Consider the following 19,469-nt stretch of genomic DNA (forward strand, 5'->3'; position numbering starts at 1 on the left):
AAGAGTATTCACTAGCAATAATTGCACACGTTACTTCTTTGGAAGTAAATAACGCTAGTCATAAAAAGCTATTGATTCTGTAACCTTGACTCGAGACAATGCCCTTACTGCTGGATAAAATACAACGACGATAACTGAAGCTAATGCTACATGTTTAATAGCTAAAAAGGCAATGGATACCGCACGAAGAACGACAATGAGTTTAGCAGATACAGAAATTATAGCTACCTTGAAAGAAAGAGAAGCCAGTTCAAATATAGTGAATGCAAATCTTATAATAGTTAATATGGACTTAGTTAAAGCTAATGAAGATTTGGATAAAACCAATAGAAATTTAATTCGTAAATTTAATTGCTACAATCTCAAATTTAAAAGATAAAAGTTTTGAACAAGAGATCCACCTTAATAAGGTGCTTTTCGATATAAAGACTATTGAAATAAAATTACTAAATTTAACCAATAAGATTCAAATGCGTGAGTCTAAAATAAGAAAAAGTTCCATTGTAAAGTTAATGGAACTTTTTTATATCAAGTTCAAAGAATTCTTTGAACGAGAAGAATACCTACTAGTAGATGTTTTTATATTTATATCCATAAAGGTAAAGTCTAATTTTTTTTCTATACAAAGTTTTTAAATATCTATTCATCAGATAATATTTGCTTCTACGTGAATACTCTATTGCTATTTATTTTTGAGCATTTATGAAGGAAAGTGCGTAAAATATTTTCTGGAAAATTAAAAAATTTAATATGCTATTGTCGTTACTTGAAATCAGGCAATGAAAATCATCCGAATTAGAAACAATAAAATAAGGTGACCAGGATAAAAAAGATAAAAGAAAGTTTTATTTTGTTTACCTCTTTTTCCATTGTAAAGTTGAATAGGAATGAAAGAAAAAATAGCTGTAAGATTCATTAAAAATAATGGACCATTTAAGATTGTTCTCAATAGAACGTGGTCATGAAAATAATAAAAGATAAAGATACTTAATATACCGATTATAGAGTAATCTACTTTTAAAAGTTCACTAATGAGAAGCGCTAAAAGAAGTATGATCCACTTGCTATCTTGTTTTTTATCGAATAAATCAAAAATAGCGATACATAAAAGACCAATAAATAGCGTAAAGAAAATATTTTGATGAGAAAATTCGAGTAAGACACCTTTACTTGCCAGATCAAATGGAATTTCTGATAGCAGAGCGAACAGTCCCAATTGACTAATGTATTTTTTTAAGTGACGCGTATAGAGGAATTCTTCTACAAGAAGAAAGGCAAAAATAGGAAAAGATAATCTTCCAATCAGTCTAAAAATCACATATGTTTGATAAAGCAAGTAATAAGAACTACCTGTTGGCAAATCGGTTGCTAAAAATAGTGAGACAGTATTTACTCCCTGACTCAATAAATAAGGTTCAATTAAAAAAGCGCCGATATGGTCGATTAACATGGTAACGATGGCAATCCATTTTAGCGTGCTACCGGTAAAAGACAGCTTACTTAATTTAGCTGATTTTTTTATAAAAAATCTCCTCCTTTTATTGTTACTTTACTATTTAAACTACTCTAGCTAGAATAAGGAATCAAAAAATAAATTAAGTAATGGTAGTACATAATATTTTATACATAAAACGAAATGATTGCTACTATGAATCAATTAATTACCATAAACCTTACAACTAGCTATTATTTTGGTTTTTTAACTCAGCTAAAATAAGCAATGTTTTTTCGTAATCTAGATTAGGGCTTCCGTCTAGATTTTTACTTGAGATTTCAAATCCAAAATATTCGTATAGTCGAATAGCAATATGACTCCAAGTTTGCGTATGGAGATAAACAGGAGAAGTATGCTCAAGACTTTGTAATAGCTTGAGAGTGTGGGTCATCATAGCTTTTGCAATCCCTTTTCCTTGATAGCTAGGTTTCACAGCAACCCAATGAATAAGCGGATAACGTTCTTTATTAGGTGTCTCTTTCCACCAAGCCGAGCAGGTTCCTATTTTTTCTCCTGAGGAATTTATGACAAATACCATACGTTTTTGTAATTCTTTTAAGTGTGGTGCAAACTTCTCTTCAAAATAATCCAGTGCTTGGACTGTATCCTCAAATTCAGAAACAGCTGTTTCAATAGCTGCCCATTCAACTTCATCATCTTCTTGGTAAAATGCAAAGTGAAAGCCCTCAGGTAAGTGTTGTTCGATAACCGGGAGTTCTAGTAAACGGATCATCCAAATTTCTGCATACGGTATTGTCTTATCCAACAAAAAAGCCCTCCTCTCTTTTTGTAAAAATAAATCTTAGTTAAATACTATCACAAAATTAGCTAGAAGAATGAATAAATTAATATTTGTACATCTAATAAACTAGCTTAACGATAAATAATTCTAGAAAGAAACTGCGTTAATACACTAAAAGTAATGAGTTTTTTTGTAAAGAGATGTTTTTTAGTTTTTTAAATCTAGTGAAAATAGTTCTTTCTTTATTTTTATGATTTGAACGGTAGTTAAGCATTCAAGTTGACTTAGTTCTAAAGCTGTATTACCATCACACTACTAAGACTAAAAAAAGGATACATAGTTTTATTTAAAAAACTTAGATAAGTAAGGATACGTTAAACGAATTTTTCATTAAATAGAGGTATTTTTGAATATCTGTTTAGTGATGTGTTGTTTTGTATGATTATTTAGTTAATGATATTTGTAGTAGTAACCATGAAATAATTAATTCGTCTACTTTAATCTGAAAAAATAGTCCGATATCTTCAATAGAACAAATAGAAAAGGATTTGAAGTGGCGATGGGAAGAAAAGAAATAGTAAATAATTTAGATACAGAATCAGTAGGGAAATCTTTCTTGAGGTATTTAGTTCCGTCCGTTGTCGGTATGTTGTTAATGGCTGTTAATATTATTATTGATGGAATTATGGTTGGCAATAAGCTCGGATCAGTTGCTCTAGCAGGTGTCGGTATTGCTGTACCTGTTTACAGTATTTTTGTGGCGATGTCACTATGGATAGGTGTGGGTGCTGCAACTCGTTATTCCGTTATGATGGGTGCTAAACGGCCAGATCAAGCACGTATTATTTTTTCACATGCGATTAGTACGATATTAGTCCTGACGATAATTATTGGATTCACTGCTTTCATCTTTAGAACAGAACTTGCTTATTTATTAGGCGCAAATGCAGATACGATTGGATATACATCAGATTATCTGAATATTTTATTGCTTTTTGGATTTATCTTTACAGCAGAGAATACTTTTAGTATTTTAGTACGTAATGATGGCGGTCCAAATACAGCAATGACTGCTCTTATAGCTACGTCAGTTGTTAATATTATTTTAAACTATGTATTTTTATTTATATTTGATTTTGGTGTGAAAGGTACCGCTACTGCAACACTGATTGGTGCACTTGTAGGACTTATTATCCTTAGTACGCATTTTTTTAGGAAAAAAAATAATTTGCATTTTGTGCGTTTCAGCTTCGATAAAAGGTTGATTGCTCTCATTTTAGTTATCGGTTTTCCAAGTTTTCTTGCAGAAGTAGGTATTTCCTTTTTTACAGTTTCACATAATATCGTATTTGAAAATCTTGCAGGAACAGTTGGTGTATCTGCCTTTGCGATATTGAATTATGTTCATAGTGTCATGTTGTTGCTGTTTTTAGGAATGGGATCGGCTATTCAACCTTTAATTAGTTATTACAAAGGAGCTAAGGATGAAAAGAAGATACAAAAAACAATTCAACTCGCAATTGGAACAGCTTTGATAGCAGGCATCTTATTTATGCTCATTGGTCAGTTTGCAGCAACACAAATCGTCAGATTGTTTGGTGACTTCCCTGAAGAAGTCGTAGTATTAGCAGTATCAGGTATTAAATTATTTTTTATTGCCTATCTCTTCATGGGAACCAACTTTGTTATGATGACTTATTATCAATCTATCGGACAAATTCGAATGGCAACATGGATTACTGCAGCACGTGGTATAATCGTTTTACTGATTATGCTTATGATTCTGCCTAAATTATTTGGTTTGACAGGTTTATGGCTTGCCGTTCCAGCATCGGAATTTATTGTTCTTTTGACTATTTATTATTACCATAAAAGATGGCACAGTAAAAATAGCCATTCGACATTATAGAATAAAAAGCAGTAACTAAAATTGTGCAGTAGTAAAAGCTACTCTGCTCATTTAGTTGCTGTTTTTAGTTTTTTAGTAGAATAAATGAGTCTTAACATCGTGATGGATACTTACAATAACTTGTTTTCCCATTCGCTTTAAGAAATAATGAAGTCGTTAACAACACTAGTGAAAATGAGCTGATTCTTTAAGGTGAACAGATGAAATAGTTTGTTATTTATTAATTTAAGGAGGGGGAGATAAAGATGACTACCACTACGTTTATAGTATTTCTTATATTAGCAAGTGTAGTCTATAATAGCTTATGTACAGTAAAATTAAAAGAAGAAGATAATAAACTGAAAAAAGAAATAGAAATCTTGAAAAAAAGCATATCGAATCAATGAGTAATCTATAATTTAAAAGAAGTAAATTTAAAAAATGAGAGACAATCAAAAAATAGAATGAATAAACCAACCAGGATACTTTTAAGTACGTTCTCTTTAGAATCGTTTTTATAAAAAGCATACATATTAATTATATTGCATATCAAATCAGCAAAAAAAGAACCTTGAATGGATACAAGGTTCTGATAAAATGATTTTATTTATTCATAAAGCAAAAGTTAATTTTTACTAGCTAATCATATGGGACTTATTTAGTGAATTAGTGTCCTTCTTTTTTAAAATCTATCGCACGAATGAGTCACAATGAGTCAATTCTAGAGCTCTTCATTGTGTCTAACATTCGTTTTTTCAGTCATTTTCTTAATAAGATTTCTATTGACTTGTTTGTATTCTTTTAGTGAGTAATCAGATAGTTCTTTTGTTTTTTTATTTAAATAAGAATCCAATTTTTTAGGGTTTTTTTCAGCCATTTTTCCTGCTTCTTTATCTATTTTTTCTACAGCTTCAGTCATGTGATCCCAGACCTTTTCTTGTACCGGTGCAATTATTTCAGTTTTAAATTCATCATGGTACGGATTAGTCAAAGCGTTGGTTGTTCGATATGTCCAATAGGCAGATTTTTCATCAGGTTCGTCGGTACCTATCTGGTATTCTTTAGGCGTTTCTGTTATCCCACTATAGAATGGAATATAGTTGCTTGTATCTGGTACACCTAGCGCTAACCAGTGAATAGCACTTATTTCATCTGGCACATTGTTTCTAATTTGGAGAATATGAGATTCCATCGTATTCGGTACACTTATAGGGCGGTATTTATCTGATTCTTTTTCTCCAAAAGTATCATAGTCGGTATTATTGTAATGAGAACCTAAGATACCAGCGATTGCTTGTGTGGTAATTGGCTCATCTGCTTTTACAAAAAGTTTGAAATCTGTATCGTCAATTTTTTTATCTGATTCTGTTAGCATTTTCTGGCCATACCATATCCGCGGAGTATTATACTGAGCATCATCTTTAGTATCAGCAAAAGTCTCCCTGATTGATATGTTTTTTAAGTCGTCAGTTAGCTTGTTATCACTGACAAATTCTTGTAAATTTTTAGAATAAAGGAAATTAGCAGAATCGTCCCAATCAAACTCTTGAATAGAAATCGTGTTTGCAATAACAGCATAACTATCATCTGGTACTCTCGTTGCTACCCAATGGTGTCCAGTAAGTATCTCCATATACCAGATATCGTTATTATCAGAAAAAATAATTCCATTTGTCTCTGCCGCACCTTTATCCTCGACAATCTTACCTAATCTCTCAATTCCTTCTTTAGCCGAATTGATATAGGGCAATACAACTGTTACTATTGCATCTTCAGCGATTCCTTTTTCTACTAAAGGATCAAGTTCTAAGACATTCTCCTTAGCTGTAGTAGATTCTGTTCCACTCATCGCAATATTATTGCTATTGATCCCCGCTTCTTCATATAAGCCCTCTGAGACATCCCATTCAGGAGTAGCTGTGTACTTTAATTGCTTTTTAGGCAAATTAATAGAAAATCCATTTCCTTCTGATACAAATTTAGCTTTATTTTTATTTGCTTCTCTCACAAAAAAATGCTTAGTCCAAGCAGTCCCCATATCTTCATTTCGTGCGATCATAGTGGAGCCATCTTTTGAAGCATCTTTTCCTACTAACACAGTTGTACAGGCCTCAGCTGTTGTGTAACTAGTTATGAATAATAGACCGGTTGTTACAAGAACGCAGGCGCTTTTTACTAATAGTTTTGTCCTCATTTTTGTTTTCCTCCCCAATGTACTATCATTGATATAAGTAATTTCTATGTGCTTATCAAAAAATCTGCTAGATAAAATAAACAGCCTCCTCTCGCAGTAATCATTTTCTTTCTCTTAGCAGCATTCTTTTTTAAAGTTAGAACGTATGTAAAAGCTTTTGCTTCTTATTTCACAAGTCAATAATAGCGCTTACACAATCAGAAGTAAATCATTTACAAAAATTTAACTCGTTATATTAAGTTATGAAAAGTATTTGATGAGATACGTCTTATTTAAAAGGAGATAAGCTATAAATAGCGACTGGTAGTCTCTTACTTACAGCTTAACCTAGCTGAAAGACCGATAAAATAAAGAGCCAAACATTAGCCGTAATTAGCTAGTGTTTGGCTCTTTACTTGATAATTAATTAAATGAAAGAACGCGCTCGTCATCGTTCATGTATTCTTTATCTTGAGTAGGTGCTTCAATGGAGCCAAATGGCATTTGCGCACGTAACTTCCAGTTAGCAGATAGATTCCATTCTGAGCGAACAGCATCATCAATCAATGGGTTGTAGTGTTGTAAGCTAGCGCCGATATTTTCGATTGCTAATGTAGTCCAGACAGAGTGTTGCGCCATGCCAGAAGCTTGTTCTGACCAAACTGGGAAGTTATCGGCATACAGTGCAAATCGTTCTTGTAGATTTTTAACAATGCTCATTTCTTCAAAGAATAAAATCGTTCCATATCCAGCGCGAAAAGAGTTTAATTTTCCAACTGTTGGAGCAAAATCTTGTCCTTCAGGAATGACTTCTTTCAAAGCAGCTTCCGTTAAATCCCATAACGTTTCGTGAGAGTCTCCAAACAAAACAATTGCACGTGAAGTTTGGGAATTGAATGAAGACGGGCTTTCTTTGATTGCTTTTTTGACTAATTCCATGATTTGTTCGTTAGATAGGGAAACCTTTTTACCTAGCGCATAAATGGAGCGACGTTCTTTTAATAAATCAATGTATTGATTGTTCATAAACTGTATTCCTCCTCAAATGATCTTGCTTACGAATTAAACATAAATATATCTTTATATTAAGATATATTTATGGTATATTTATCTTAACACAAAGATATTGAAAAAGATAGAAAATAAGCACTTAAGATTATTTAGCGGAGGGAAAACAATGACGACAAATATTAAATTAATGGTTGTATTTGGAAAAATGGCTCGTACACTCCAAGAGAACTTGAGTAAAAACCTTGAAGAGTTAGGTATGCCATTCAGTTTGTATCCTATTTTAGCTTATTTAAATGAAGTCGAGAAGGCTAAAACTCAAAAACTTGGTGAAGTAGCTGTTATTAGCAGTGGAACAATAACTCATACAGTTAATAAATTGCTTAAATTAAACTATGTAGAAAAAATCCAAGATGAGCAAGATAAACGCGTCTTCTGGATTCAGATTACAAAAGAGGGTAAAAAAAGATTTATGGAAGTTCATTTAAAACATATGGAATACCTAGATGAATTACTAAAAGAATTTAGTGAAGAAGATAAAACGGCATTAATCGAATTAATGAAACTATTTGGAAAAGGAATAACAAAAACGAGTGAGTCAGAATAAAAGGAAGTTGTCAGATTTTAAAGAATACTAAACCTCATAATTTTATGCTACTCTAGATTTTGATGGATTTATTTATAAGAAAAGAATAAAAAAGAAGCTGAGCAAATTTTTGCCTAGCTTCTTTTTTATTGAAATAAGTTAATTACTGATTTGACTAGACACATTTTCTTCAAAAGGCTTTTCTTTTTTCACAATATATTTATGATAAACTTTATCGATTACAAGTGCGATAGCATTGTCCCCAGAAACGTTCGCTGCTGTTCCAAAACTATCTTGAGTAATATAAAGAGAGATGAGCAAATTACCTAACGAACCAGTTGGATCAATACCAACCATATAAACAAATGGAATAGCACTCATAATTGCCCCCCCAGGAGCACCAGGTGCAGCAACAAGTGCAACACCTAAAGTAGCGATAAAGCCAGCCATCATACCAAAGCTATGAGGCATATCAAACATCAATAACACAGCTGTTACACATGAAGTGATAGTAACCACACTGCCCATAAGATGAATGGTGGCACTTAACGGGATAACAAATTCCCTAATTTCTTTTGATACCCCATTTTTGCGGGCGCATTCCATATTAACAGGAATAGTAGCGGCAGAAGACTGCGTACCTAAAGCTGTAAAGTAGCCAGGCAATTGATTTTTTAATAAAGTAAGTGGGTTTTTTCCAGTATAAAGTCCAGCGAGTATAAACAATAGAATAATAAGCAATAATTGCAGACCAATTACGACGATGAATACTTTCCAAAAGACAGATAGAAGAGAAAATACTGCACCACTATAACTTAAATTTAAAAAATTTCCAAAAATATAAATCGGTAGACCTGGAATAATAAGTGTTTTTAAAATTTGAGTAATAATTTCACCAAATTCAGTGAAGAAGTGATACATCACTTCGCCTTTCTTTTCTTTGCGTAACCAAGAAATAAAGACTCCGAATAAGAAAGCAAAGACAATTGCTGACGTAACTCCAAATAAAGGTTCTAAGGGTAAAGTAAAGAGTGGAGTCAATTCAGTCCCTTCAGTTTGGACGGTTTCTCTTATAGAAGCGTCAATAAATAACGGGAAAAGACTTGAGGCTAATAAATAAGCGATAAATCCACCAATTAAAGTATTAGAATAAGCCATCAAAACATTAAGGCCAAGTAATTTTCCAGCTCCATCTGATAAATCAGAAATACCCTTGATAACATAACCAACAATCATTAAAGGGATAATAAAAGCTAATAATTGGCTAAATAAAGCGGATAAAGTAACAGGGATTTGAAGTAAGAATTCTGGTATAAAGGTCAATTGTCCCACCAGGACCCCTAAACCGATAGCAATTAACAGTTTTGGTACAAGACCAATTTTAAATTTCTTTTGTTTATCTATACTAACTCCTCCATTCGTGACTTAATTCTATATAGAATACTATTTAAACAGTGAATTGTCAAAGTAATAATAAAGATTATAGGTAAAATGAATGATTTAATCTGAATGTAGTTATCTACTTGTCTACATCTTTCATTACGTATAATTTTTTATTGATTTAAAATAGCTTTATTAAAATAAAGCTACTTATTATTCTAGTTGTTATTTAAAGGCTATACAAGAGTAAATTAAAATCATATAATCATCTGTTAACGGAGATTTTTTATGAAAAAACTTTATTTAATAGCTTCTACTATGCTGTGACAGCAACACTAATGAAACTATTTTTGTAAATGGAAATGAATTTTATACTGGATCGACAAAAGAAAAACTTAAAGAAAATATTAAAATTAATAGACCTTCTAAACTGATGGTAGCTAGCGATAGCCACTTTATCACTAGTTCCATACTTGAAATAGGTGGAAAAGATAAAAGTGCAGTAAATAAATTACTGCAAGCTCGTGACTATATGAGAAAAAAGCGTATAAAGGTCATCCAAAATACGATATTATTGAACGTAATCCAAATGGAGATTGAACAGATGCAGTTATTTCAGTTAAATATGGTGATTTAAATATAAAAAATACTAGTGGTAACGTATCAGCGGACTATTATTTTGAAGTTTTGCGAAAGATAGTAGTAGAAGACCAATTGGTTTTTTAAGAATGACTTAATATAGAAAGAGAATCTTTTTATTAAAAAATTCTCTTTTATCTATTCTTTTTTGATGTCATTAGATTGTTTTTTGGTCTAGATATAAATTAAATGACTTCAACTCTAGTAATACTAGGAAATAAAATTAGATTTTTATAAATTAAAGAATACTTTAAAGTAAAATAAAAAATAGACTAACCTTCAAAAAGTTAGATTTTTAGTCAAACTTTCTGAAGATTAGTACAATAAACGATTTGGTTATTTATTTAGACCTTCGTGAATTTTTGTTAGATTCCATTCCATCATATCATAGTAACTGTCTCCATTTTCTCCTTCTTTTGCAACGGAATCAGTAAAAAGCGTTTCATAAATTGGAACTCCTGTTTCTTTTGAAACACTTTGCATGCTCCGGTTATCAACACTTGTTTCTACAAATAATGATGGGACCTTGCTCTCTCTAATAGTATCAATGATCGTACTCATTTGTTCTGGTGTTCCTTGGCTATCTGTATTGATTTCCCAGATATAATCACCAGTCACCCCATAAGCGGCTGAGAAGTACTTAAAGGCACCTTCACTAGTAACCAATAATTTTTGATCTTCAGGGATATCTTCAAATTCTTTTTTTGCTTTAGTATCTAATGCTGTTAATTTTTCAATATAGGCATCTGAATTGTTTTGATAGTCTGCTTTATTATCTGGATCTTTTTCCATCAAAACTTCAGTAATATTTTTAACGTACTGAATGCCGTTACTAATATCTAACCACGCATGAGGATCTTGTTCAGATTCTTGCCCCGCAGAAGTTAGAAACATTGGCTGAACTCCTTCGCTTGTAGAAAAATAATCTTCTCCTTCAATTTTCTTAGACGTTTCCATCAAGTTAACAAACCAGCCATCTCCACCAGTTTCTAAGTTCAAACCATTATAAAAAATAACGTCTGAATCTGTTGATTTTTCAATATCTGCAGGAAGTACTTCGTACTGATGGGGGTCTGTACCGACTGGAACAAGACTGTGTAACTCAATATTATCGCCTGCTACATTTTTAATCATATCCGCTAAGATAGAGTTTGTCGCGACAACTTGTAGTTTGCCACTTTCTACTGCTTCGTCATTTCCACAAGCTGCTATGAAAACTACCAACGTTAATAAAGCTAAAATTAATTTTATTTTTTTCATTTTATAGCCTTCTTTCTTTTTTATTATCTAACCTTTTTAAGGCTCGCCTAAAACTTTATTAAAGTATAACTAAATATATTGATTTTTACAAGACTTTTTTAAAAAATGAACAAATAATTTATTTGTTGGACTTTATTATAAATCATTAGTAAGCACATAAATTTACTTTACTTAAGGGTATGGTATAATTTATAAAAATGGAAAGAGGTGCGTTATGGATAAAAAAAGAATTGTTATTTATACTATTTTATTTTTTGCGACATTAGCAATAGCAACACAAGGATTTACTAATATAGGCTTAGACGGATTATTAGTTCCGTTGATTTTTACCTTTGCTTATTTTATAACAATATTTATTATAGCAACTATTATTAAAAATAATTCGATTGTTGATATCGGATGGGGTATGGGCTTTGTTGTTGGAAGTTGGCTTACGTTATTTGTAACTGAAAACCCTACAATTTTATCTTATGCCATTGTTGGACTTATTACTGTATGGGGATTAAGATTATCTTTACGTTTACTAAAAAGAAATTACGGAAAACCGGAAGATTTCAGATACGCACAATGGCGTAAAGAGTGGGGCGATAAAGTCGTTATTATTGCATTCTTTAGAGTCTTTATGGTTCAAGGTATTATCAATTTTGTTGTTGGATCTGCAAGTTATTCTGTAATCAAGTACAATGAATTTAGTTTCAATTCAGGACACCAGTATTTCGTCTACGCTGCATTGCTTGTTTCACTAATAGGGTTATTCTTTGAAGTAGTCGGTGACGAACAATTAAGACAACACATTAGTAAAGGATCAGGCAAACTTTTACAAACAGGGCTATGGTCTGTTACACGTCATCCAAACTATTTTGGAGAAATATTAATATGGGTTGGATTATATGTTAGTGGTATTACATTATTTTTTACGGGTTCTGTGAATCCATTTTACTATATAGCTTTAGTTATCTCACCTGTTTTAATGAGTACGGTATTAATCAAAATTTCTACTCCATTATTAGAGAAAAATATGGAGAAATACGATGATTGGGAAGAATACACAAAAAAAGTTCCAATGCTTTTTCCTTGGGCTAAAAAATAATAGTTAATAGTTAGAAACACTTTATTAAGTAAAGTTCAAGAAGCTTTGTCCGTGGAATGAGTTATTTATTCTTCTTACAAAGCTTTTTTTATGCTTAAAAAGTTTGACTAGAGTATAAAAAATGGAGGGAAACAAATTTTTTTCATGGAATTCTCATAGCTGTTAATAACAATCTTTAATCTATTGCTCCGTTTTACAGATATTTAGATAGAAATAAGAAATAGACTGTATAAAACTATCACTTAAAAATAGACGTTTTCATAGAATACGATTAGCAAAAGGTTTCAGACTGATAGGACGTTTAGGATAGAAATAAAAGAAAAAAGAACCTTAATTCAATAAGATTCTTAATACATAGATGTACCTAATATCATGCAATTGGTTTGAACATATTTATACCAAAGCTTTCAGAACTATTATTTTGATTTTAAATTTATGAATTTATTTATCTTCCTGGTGATAAATTTGTACAAGTTGAGTTCGCTTATTAACTCCAGCCTTTTGATAAATATTGTGGGTATGTGTTTTTACTGTACCCACAGAAATAAATAACTCCTGACTGATTTCTTCATTGCTCTTAGCCTCTAATATTTTGTAAAAAACATCTTTTTCTCTATTAGTAAATTGATATTTTCCACAAAATGTATCTTGTGGATCTTGACAGTTGTCTTCAATATTTTTTTTTTCACAATCAGTCATAGTAGAAGCTCTCATAGACGACTTATAGTCTATAGGATTGACTTCCTCAAAAATATTACTATGAAGAGGTCCATCGATAGCCGGTTTTTTTGTAGATACGTTTGAAGAACTTAAGTATTTAAAGGAGTGGATAATAATTACATTTGCATAGATAATACTGAGTAAGTCTTCAGATAGACTACGATTATTTATTTTTACTAATAAGGAACTATAGCTATCGAAGTTAAAAATAACAATAGTATCTTCTATCAAAATTAAGACAGAAAACAATAAAGATAGTTTGAGTAGAATTTTGTAGTTATGGTAAAAAGCGTCTGAATAAAGAACAGGTTCCTTTTTTACTTTTATCAAACTAGATAGGGCTAGATAACCAAGATAAAGTTGTGCAGGTAAATAATAAAGCCAAACGTTTAAAGCACTATCCGGAAACATAGGAATGAAAAGTAAGTATATAGCGAAAGCTAAAAGTACAAAATAGTCAATAGATCTCTTTTTAATCTGTAGTACTTCATTATTAATTGTATTGTATAAATAAGCGGTACCTAATACAATGATTGTTTTAAACGCGGGGACATCCATGAAACCATTATCATACTGTTGACTGAAATTTTGTAAAAACTCTGTCATATAAATAACTGTATTATCTGAGATAAATAATAATAATAATAAGGCCGTATAAAGATAAGTTTTTCTTTTACTTTTTATATAAAGTGCAAAAATACAGGTTAATGCAGTAGAAAAAAGAATAAGCAAAAAGATATTATACAAGAAAGTAATCGTTGTCATAATTATTCTCCTCAATCTAAATGAAATCATGGGCAATATAAGATTATCTTACAGTAAAAAAAAAATTACTTCAAGTATGTTTGTAAGGCAAAAAAATAAAAGATAATTATTAATATAAAATAGAAGTTTAGATAGGTTTAGACTAGTTTAGTAATAACTTGATTAAGATTATAGCGACAATCACAAATAATAAACCGCTTACATAATAGGGTTTATATATATTTCTACCTTAAGATCTATTCTCAACTCCATATTTTAGCAGTAAAGTTAAGATGCTTTTGAAAGCGATTTCTAGAAACTGTTATTATTATACTAGGAGGAATAGAATATGACAAAGGTTAAAGATTTTATTACTACAGAAGATTTTACTAAAGAGGAATTGATGAATATTATAGATCTCTCTTTAAAAATAAAAAAAGCAATTAACGCTGGTTATTATCCTCAATTATTAAAAAATAAGACATTAGGAATGATATTTCAGCAATCTTCTACTAGAACAAGGGTATCGTTTGAAACAGCAATGGAGCAATTAGGTGGTCATGCACAGTACTTAGCTCCTGGACAAATTCAGTTAGGAGGTCACGAAACAATAGAAGATACCAGTGTAGTTCTTTCTAAACTAGTAGACATCTTAATGGCTCGTGTAGATAAACATAAAAGTGTAAATGATTTAGCAAATAATGCAACGATACCAGTAATCAACGCTATGTCTGATTACAACCATCCTACTCAAGAGATGGGTGACCTTTGTACTATGATAGAAGCTTTGCCGAAAGGGAAAAAATTAGAAGACTGTAAAGTAGTATTTGTAGGAGACGCTACCCAAGTTTGTACTTCACTAATGATGATTACAACAAAAATTGGAATGGATTTTGTACAATATGGTCCAAAAAAATATCAATTAACTGAAAATTTACAGGAAATCGCTAAGAATAATTGTAAAGTTTCTGGTGGTTCATTTATGATGACAGAAGATGAAGAAAAAGCAATGAAAGATGCTGATTTCATTTATACAGATGTGTGGTACGGCTTATATGATGCTGAACTTTCTGAAGAAGAACGATTGGCTATCTTCTATCCTAAGTATCAAGTAACAGACGAAATGATAAAGAAAGCTTCTAAAGATGCTAAATTCATGCACTGTTTACCTGCGTCTAGAGGAGAAGAGGTAACAGATGAAGTCTTAGATGCTGACTACTCAATTGCCTTTGAGGAAGCTGGTAACCGTCTAACTGCGATGAGAGGCTTACTCGTTTACTTTATGGGTATAGCTGAAAAACAAGAACCAATAGATGAAAAGAAAAAGAAATGGCTAAAGAAACGTTAGATGACATGTTAAGACAATTAGATTTAGATTTTATGTATAAAAAATAGAAGAATAAAGAAACGATCTTTTCCGGTTTGATACTATAAAAAGCTGGAAAAGATTAGTTTAATAAGTGAGAGGTGATTCTATTGGATGAAATAAAAGGTAAAAAAAAATTCAGAATGATAGATGCAATTCTTTCAGTAATTTGTGTTGTATTTGTAGCTGAAGCAGCAGCTCCTGTTGCAGCAATAGGAAATTCGCAATATTTTTGGTGGATCTTTTTAATGATTGGCTTCTTGCTTCCTTATGGACTAATTGCTTCTGAATTAGGTACAACATTTGATGGTGAAGGTGGGCTATATGACTGGGTCAGAAAGGCTTTTGGATCTAAAATGGGAGGACGAGTAGCTTGGTATTATTGGATCAACTTCCCTTTATGGATGGCCGCTTTGGCTGTTATTTTCCCAGAAATGATTGAGTTAATCACTGGGATAGAAATTAATATTGCGGTAGCTATTATGATTGAGTTAGCATTTATCTGGATTGTGACGCTGATTGCATTCTTTCCAATTAGTGATAGTGTCTGGATTTTAAACGGAGCTGCTATTATTAAAGTTTTCTTAGCAGTGGTAGTAGGTGCGTTGGGGGTTTATGTAGCAATTACACAAGGAGTAGCAAATGAGTATACTTTAACTTCAATGTTACCCTCATTTGACGTGAATAGTCTATCGTTTGTTTCAGTTATTATATTCAATTTTTTGGGCTTTGAAGTAATCACTACAATGGCTGATGATATGGAAGATCCTAAAAAACAAATACCCCAAGCAATCGTTATTGGCGGTATAGTTATTGCAGCAATCTATATTTTTTCAGCATTTGGTATTGGGGTAGCTATCCCTACTGAGGAAATTAGCACAAGTAGCGGCTTAATTGAAAGTTTACAGCTTTTAACGGGAAATCCAACGAGTCTATTCATTACTGTAGCAGCTATATTATTCTTGTTAACCCTTTTCGGAAATATGATTTCTTGGTCTCAAGGTGTTAATAGCGTAGCGGCTTACGCTGCCGACATGGAAGATATGCCAAGTGTGTTTAAAAAAAGAAGAAAAAATGGTATCCCCTCTGGTGCACCTATAATGAACGGAATCGTCGCTTCGATAGTTATATTGCTAGCACCAATTATTCCAAATGAAGATTTGTTTTGGAGCTTCTTTGCTCTTAATTTAGTCATGTTCTTACTTTCATATATACCTGTTTTTCCTGCGTTTTTGAAATTAAGAGAAATTGATCCTGACAGAGAAAGACCTTTCAAAGTCAAAGGTAGTAAAGGATTTTTGAAAGTGTTAGCTTACATTCCAATGATATTAATTATTATCGCTCTAATTTTTATTGCCATTCCGATGGATACTAGTGCAGAGACATTGAGTAGTACTTTGCCAATCACAATAGGAGCGGTTATTTTCATCATTATTGGAGAAATAATTATTAGAATAAAACACAAATCACCTAAAATATAAGAAAGAAGGAATTGTCGATGAAAAAATTAGAGACTATACCTCAAACCGATGGATTTAGAATGCCTGGAGAATTTGAACAACACGACGGTTGTTGGATGATCTGGCCTGAAAGACCAGATAACTGGAGATTAGGCGGTAAACCAGCTCAAATAGCCTTCGCAGAAGTAGCTAAAGCTATCAGTGAATTTGAGCTAGTGACCATGTGTGTTAGTAGCGAACAATATGCTAATGCTAAAAATATGCTTTCAGATACGGTTAGGGTCGTTGAAATGACTAACGATGATTCTTGGATGCGTGATGTTGGCGCAACCTTTATAATTAACGATAAAGAAGTAAGAGGTGTGGATTGGGTTTTTAATGCCTGGGGTGGCTTAGTCGATGGTCTTTACTTCCCATGGGACAAAGACGATCAAATAGCAGATAAAATGTGTGAAATAGAAAAATTAAGTCGTTACCGTTTAGATGATTTCGTTTTAGAAGGTGGCTCTATTCACGTCGACGGAGAAGGTACGCTAGTTGTTACAGAGGAATGCCTATTAAGCAAGGGGCGTAACCCAGATTTATCAAAAGAAGAAATAGAAAATAGATTGAAAGAATATTTAGATTTAGAAAAAATTATTTGGATTCCTCGTGGTATCTATAACGACGAAACCAATGGTCACGTAGACAACATCATGCATTATGTAGCGCCAGGCAAAATTGTACTTGCTTGGACAGACGATGAATCAGATCCTCAATACGAGATTTGTCAAGAAGCCTATGAGGTATTAAGCAAATCAACGGACGCAAAAGGTCGCAAAATTGAAATCACTAAATTAACTCTACCTGCAAATATCTTAATCACTAAGGAAGAAAGTGAAGGTGTAGACGCAATTGAAGGAACCCTCCCACGTGAAGAAGGAGACCGTTTAGCAGCTTCATATGCTAACTTCTATATCGCTAACGGTGGAGTTATTGTTCCTGCATTTGATGACCCCAATGATAAAAAAGCTGTTGAAACACTTCAACAGGTATTTCCAAATCATAAAATAGTGAGTGTATACGCTAGAGAAATTCTTTTAGGTGGAGGAAACGTCCATTGTATTACGCAACAACAGCCTAGTGTCTCACAAAAATGACTATTCTAAGAATAGCAATATAGCAACCACGACGGTGGAAACTATACTGCTATTTTTTTGTATTAATAGGTTTGACTAATAAAACATAAAAAAAGTGGCTCTAATTAAGATGATTAAAGACATTAAATTAATACGACGGTAAACAGGGAAGTTGAATTACTTATACTCGATATTAGTATGGAGAAGAATTGGTAGTCTTTTATTAGAATAAAGTCTATTTGATCGAAAAGAAAATGAGACTCACTGATTAAAAAAATAATGAAATAGATGAGCTAATTAAATTATCCTAATTCTGTTCTAGTTTCGTATAAAAATGATCGTCTATACAGTACTCAAAGAGTTAATTCGGTGTCAAATTTTGATAATGATAATAATTAATTTAAATAATAGAAAAAAAGATGTTGAGAACGCTAACAAAATATGTTATTGTCAATTTGAGTAAACGTTTACGTTGAGGTCAATTAAAGATAGAATAGGAAGTGAAAAAAGATGGTTACCATTCGTGATGTTGCCTTAAAAGCGAAAACCTCTATTGCGACAGTTTCTCGCGTAATAAATAATAAACCTGGTTTTTCAGAAGAAACAAAGCAAAAAGTTCAACAAGCCATGAAAGAATTAGATTATGAGACTAATGAAATTGCTCGTAGCTTAATCACAAATAAGACCAATACTATTGGTGTTATCGTACCAAATATTGCAAGTATGCTTACGCACGATTTACTTAATGGAATTGAAAACCTTTCTCAGTCAAGAAAGTATAGCATTATCGTTTGCTACACCTATTCAAACCACGAAAGAACAATGGAATATTTAAAGACATTAAAAGAAAAAAGAGTGGATGGTATTATCTTTACAAGTGAAAATTTAACGGATAAAAATATTGAATATATCAAAAAAATAAATATTCCAATCGTATTATTGTCTACGTTTTCAGAAAAATACAAGTTGCCTTTCGTAAAAGTTGATGATTATCAAGCTTCCTATGCTGCTGTAGAATATTTAATTGGTAAGGGACATAAAAATATAGGTATGCTAAGTGGTGATCCTAACGATAAGATTGCTGGAGAACCAAGAATCAAAGGATACAAAGATGCGTTGAAAAAGCATCATCTATTCTCTAATGAGGAACATATTGTTGTCGGAAATAATTTTAGCTTTGAAGATGGTAGAACGAATCTTGTAACACTTTTAGAAAAATTTCCGGAAATGACCGCAATCTTTTCTGCTAGTGATGAAATGGCTGCTGGAGCAATTGCAACGGCACATGAAAAAAAGATTAATATACCTGAAGAGTTATCTATAATTGGCTATGATAATATCTTAGTATCACAGATGGTCTACCCACCGTTGACAACAATTGAGCAGCCTTTGTATGATATGGGATACACCGCTGCAGAAATGTTATTTCAGCAGATAGATGAAAAAGAACTGATAAATAAAGAAGTGTATCTTCCATTTAAAATCATTGAAAGAGAGAGCGTTAAAGTTATGGATTCACTTTAATTGGTGATCATATCATTAGCGCAATGTTTGTTCCATTCTCTATAATCATGCTTCCATTAGTTATTTTGAGTGGGAATAGTGATATGGCAACATTCCCTCTAACTCAATATATTTTTGAATCTCAATTTAGTACAAATTATACTTTAGCATTTTCATCTTATTTATTAGCTATTTTACCTATGCTAATTGTGTACATCATTGCACAAAAATGGATTATCAGTGGGGTTACACAGGGTGCAATTAAATAAACTAACCTTAAAAGAGAATAATAAAAAA

At 32.0% G+C, this 19,469-nt stretch carries 18 protein-coding genes; 11 read left to right on the forward strand and 7 right to left on the reverse strand.

Annotation, left to right across the window (positions count from 1 at the left end; all coding sequences use genetic code 11):
- The first annotated feature begins 196 nt into the window (after positions 1-196).
- On the forward strand, positions 197-379 hold the full coding sequence (locus B9Y54_RS03890) for a hypothetical protein (RefSeq protein WP_090005141.1): 183 nt from the start codon (positions 197-199) through the stop codon (positions 377-379).
- A 393-nt stretch (positions 380-772) separates the two neighbouring features.
- Here B9Y54_RS03890 and B9Y54_RS03900 read toward each other — a convergent pair whose 3' ends face one another.
- Positions 773-1,522 carry a TraX family protein gene (locus B9Y54_RS03900; protein WP_338064580.1) on the reverse strand — a complete coding sequence of 250 codons (750 nt, stop codon included), beginning with the start codon at positions 1,520-1,522 and terminating at the stop codon, positions 773-775.
- Positions 1,523-1,679: 157 nt separating this feature from the next.
- Positions 1,680-2,264, reverse strand: a complete 585-nt coding sequence (locus tag B9Y54_RS03905) for a GNAT family N-acetyltransferase (RefSeq protein WP_085559056.1) — start codon at positions 2,262-2,264, stop codon at positions 1,680-1,682.
- A gap of 532 nt (positions 2,265-2,796) precedes the next feature.
- Here B9Y54_RS03905 and B9Y54_RS03910 point away from each other — a divergent pair.
- Together B9Y54_RS03910 and B9Y54_RS12285 are read left to right on the forward strand one after the other, a co-directional pair.
- On the forward strand, positions 2,797-4,146 hold the full coding sequence (locus tag B9Y54_RS03910; RefSeq protein WP_085560498.1) for an MATE family efflux transporter: 1,350 nt from the start codon (positions 2,797-2,799) through the stop codon (positions 4,144-4,146).
- A gap of 245 nt (positions 4,147-4,391) precedes the next feature.
- Positions 4,392-4,532: a hypothetical protein gene (locus B9Y54_RS12285; protein WP_159446047.1), complete on the forward strand. Its 141-nt coding sequence runs from the start codon at positions 4,392-4,394 to the stop codon at positions 4,530-4,532.
- 314 nt (positions 4,533-4,846) lie between these two features.
- Here B9Y54_RS12285 and B9Y54_RS03915 read toward each other — a convergent pair whose 3' ends face one another.
- The gene (locus B9Y54_RS03915; RefSeq protein WP_085559057.1) at positions 4,847-6,319 is read right to left on the reverse strand and encodes a C69 family dipeptidase; all 1,473 of its coding nucleotides are present in this window, start codon (positions 6,317-6,319) and stop codon (positions 4,847-4,849) included.
- 402 nt (positions 6,320-6,721) lie between these two features.
- Positions 6,722-7,324, reverse strand: coding sequence for a nitroreductase family protein (locus tag B9Y54_RS03920; RefSeq protein ID WP_085559058.1), 603 nt, complete (start codon positions 7,322-7,324; stop codon positions 6,722-6,724).
- A 151-nt stretch (positions 7,325-7,475) separates the two neighbouring features.
- Here B9Y54_RS03920 and B9Y54_RS03925 point away from each other — a divergent pair, with 151 nt between their 5' ends.
- Positions 7,476-7,913: a MarR family winged helix-turn-helix transcriptional regulator gene (locus B9Y54_RS03925; protein WP_085559059.1), complete on the forward strand. Its 438-nt coding sequence runs from the start codon at positions 7,476-7,478 to the stop codon at positions 7,911-7,913.
- Positions 7,914-8,051: 138 nt separating this feature from the next.
- Here B9Y54_RS03925 and B9Y54_RS03930 read toward each other — a convergent pair whose 3' ends face one another.
- A complete protein-coding gene (locus B9Y54_RS03930) occupies positions 8,052-9,296 on the reverse strand; it encodes a dicarboxylate/amino acid:cation symporter (RefSeq protein ID WP_085559060.1) in 1,245 nt (414 codons plus the stop codon).
- 409 nt (positions 9,297-9,705) lie between these two features.
- Between B9Y54_RS03930 and B9Y54_RS12145 the strand changes: the two genes are divergently transcribed.
- A complete protein-coding gene (locus B9Y54_RS12145) occupies positions 9,706-9,909 on the forward strand; it encodes a hypothetical protein (protein ID WP_090005139.1) in 204 nt (67 codons plus the stop codon).
- A gap of 338 nt (positions 9,910-10,247) precedes the next feature.
- On the opposite strand, the gene efaA is transcribed toward B9Y54_RS12145, so the two are convergent.
- Entirely contained in the window at positions 10,248-11,171 is a 924-nt protein-coding gene (gene efaA / locus B9Y54_RS03935) for an Mn/Fe ABC transporter substrate-binding lipoprotein EfaA (RefSeq protein ID WP_085559061.1), read from the reverse strand.
- A 214-nt stretch (positions 11,172-11,385) separates the two neighbouring features.
- Here efaA and B9Y54_RS03940 point away from each other — a divergent pair, with 214 nt between their 5' ends.
- Entirely contained in the window at positions 11,386-12,261 is an 876-nt protein-coding gene (locus B9Y54_RS03940) for a DUF1295 domain-containing protein (protein ID WP_085559062.1), read from the forward strand.
- Positions 12,262-12,702: 441 nt separating this feature from the next.
- On the opposite strand, the gene B9Y54_RS03945 is transcribed toward B9Y54_RS03940, so the two are convergent.
- Entirely contained in the window at positions 12,703-13,746 is a 1,044-nt protein-coding gene (locus B9Y54_RS03945) for a response regulator transcription factor (protein ID WP_159446048.1), read from the reverse strand.
- 328 nt (positions 13,747-14,074) lie between these two features.
- Here B9Y54_RS03945 and ptcA point away from each other — a divergent pair, with 328 nt between their 5' ends.
- The 5 genes from ptcA to B9Y54_RS03970 all read left to right on the forward strand — a co-directional run bounded on the left by ptcA (position 14,075) and on the right by B9Y54_RS03970 (position 19,441).
- Positions 14,075-15,073, forward strand: coding sequence for a putrescine carbamoyltransferase (gene ptcA / locus B9Y54_RS03950; RefSeq protein ID WP_085559064.1), 999 nt, complete (start codon positions 14,075-14,077; stop codon positions 15,071-15,073).
- Between the two features lie 137 nt (positions 15,074-15,210).
- Positions 15,211-16,572, forward strand: coding sequence for an APC family permease (locus B9Y54_RS03955; protein WP_177173730.1), 1,362 nt, complete (start codon positions 15,211-15,213; stop codon positions 16,570-16,572).
- A gap of 17 nt (positions 16,573-16,589) precedes the next feature.
- Positions 16,590-17,690 (forward strand): agmatine deiminase, encoded by a 1,101-nt coding sequence (gene aguA, locus B9Y54_RS03960; RefSeq protein WP_085559065.1) that lies wholly within the window; start codon positions 16,590-16,592, stop codon positions 17,688-17,690.
- A 489-nt stretch (positions 17,691-18,179) separates the two neighbouring features.
- A complete protein-coding gene (locus tag B9Y54_RS03965; protein WP_085559066.1) occupies positions 18,180-19,193 on the forward strand; it encodes a LacI family DNA-binding transcriptional regulator in 1,014 nt (337 codons plus the stop codon).
- Positions 19,194-19,276: 83 nt separating this feature from the next.
- Complete coding sequence (locus B9Y54_RS03970) at positions 19,277-19,441, forward strand: hypothetical protein (protein ID WP_177173728.1); 165 nt, start codon at positions 19,277-19,279, stop codon at positions 19,439-19,441.
- Positions 19,442-19,469: the final 28 nt, after the last annotated feature.

It is taken from the genome of Carnobacterium iners, from assembly GCF_900177385.1.
GTDB lineage: Bacteria > Bacillota > Bacilli > Lactobacillales > Carnobacteriaceae > Carnobacterium_A > Carnobacterium_A iners.

Excerpts from the sequence above, each read along its gene's own strand:
- B9Y54_RS03890 (WP_090005141.1), top strand. The coding sequence starts at position 197 with ATGAGTTTAGCAGATACAGAAATTATAGCTACCTTGAAAGAAAGAGAA.
- B9Y54_RS03910 (WP_085560498.1), top strand. The coding sequence starts at position 2,797 with ATGGGAAGAAAAGAAATAGTAAATAATTTAGATACAGAATCAGTAGGG.
- B9Y54_RS12285 (WP_159446047.1), top strand. The coding sequence starts at position 4,392 with ATGACTACCACTACGTTTATAGTATTTCTTATATTAGCAAGTGTAGTC.
- B9Y54_RS03915 (WP_085559057.1), bottom strand. The coding sequence starts at position 6,319 with ATGAGGACAAAACTATTAGTAAAAAGCGCCTGCGTTCTTGTAACAACC.
- B9Y54_RS03920 (WP_085559058.1), bottom strand. The coding sequence starts at position 7,324 with ATGAACAATCAATACATTGATTTATTAAAAGAACGTCGCTCCATTTAT.
- B9Y54_RS03925 (WP_085559059.1), top strand. The coding sequence starts at position 7,476 with ATGACGACAAATATTAAATTAATGGTTGTATTTGGAAAAATGGCTCGT.
- B9Y54_RS12145 (WP_090005139.1), top strand. The coding sequence starts at position 9,706 with ATGGTAGCTAGCGATAGCCACTTTATCACTAGTTCCATACTTGAAATA.
- efaA (WP_085559061.1), bottom strand. The coding sequence starts at position 11,171 with ATGAAAAAAATAAAATTAATTTTAGCTTTATTAACGTTGGTAGTTTTC.
- B9Y54_RS03940 (WP_085559062.1), top strand. The coding sequence starts at position 11,386 with ATGGATAAAAAAAGAATTGTTATTTATACTATTTTATTTTTTGCGACA.
- B9Y54_RS03945 (WP_159446048.1), bottom strand. The coding sequence starts at position 13,746 with ATGACAACGATTACTTTCTTGTATAATATCTTTTTGCTTATTCTTTTT.
- ptcA (WP_085559064.1), top strand. The coding sequence starts at position 14,075 with ATGACAAAGGTTAAAGATTTTATTACTACAGAAGATTTTACTAAAGAG.
- aguA (WP_085559065.1), top strand. The coding sequence starts at position 16,590 with ATGAAAAAATTAGAGACTATACCTCAAACCGATGGATTTAGAATGCCT.
- B9Y54_RS03965 (WP_085559066.1), top strand. The coding sequence starts at position 18,180 with ATGGTTACCATTCGTGATGTTGCCTTAAAAGCGAAAACCTCTATTGCG.
- B9Y54_RS03970 (WP_177173728.1), top strand. The coding sequence starts at position 19,277 with ATGGCAACATTCCCTCTAACTCAATATATTTTTGAATCTCAATTTAGT.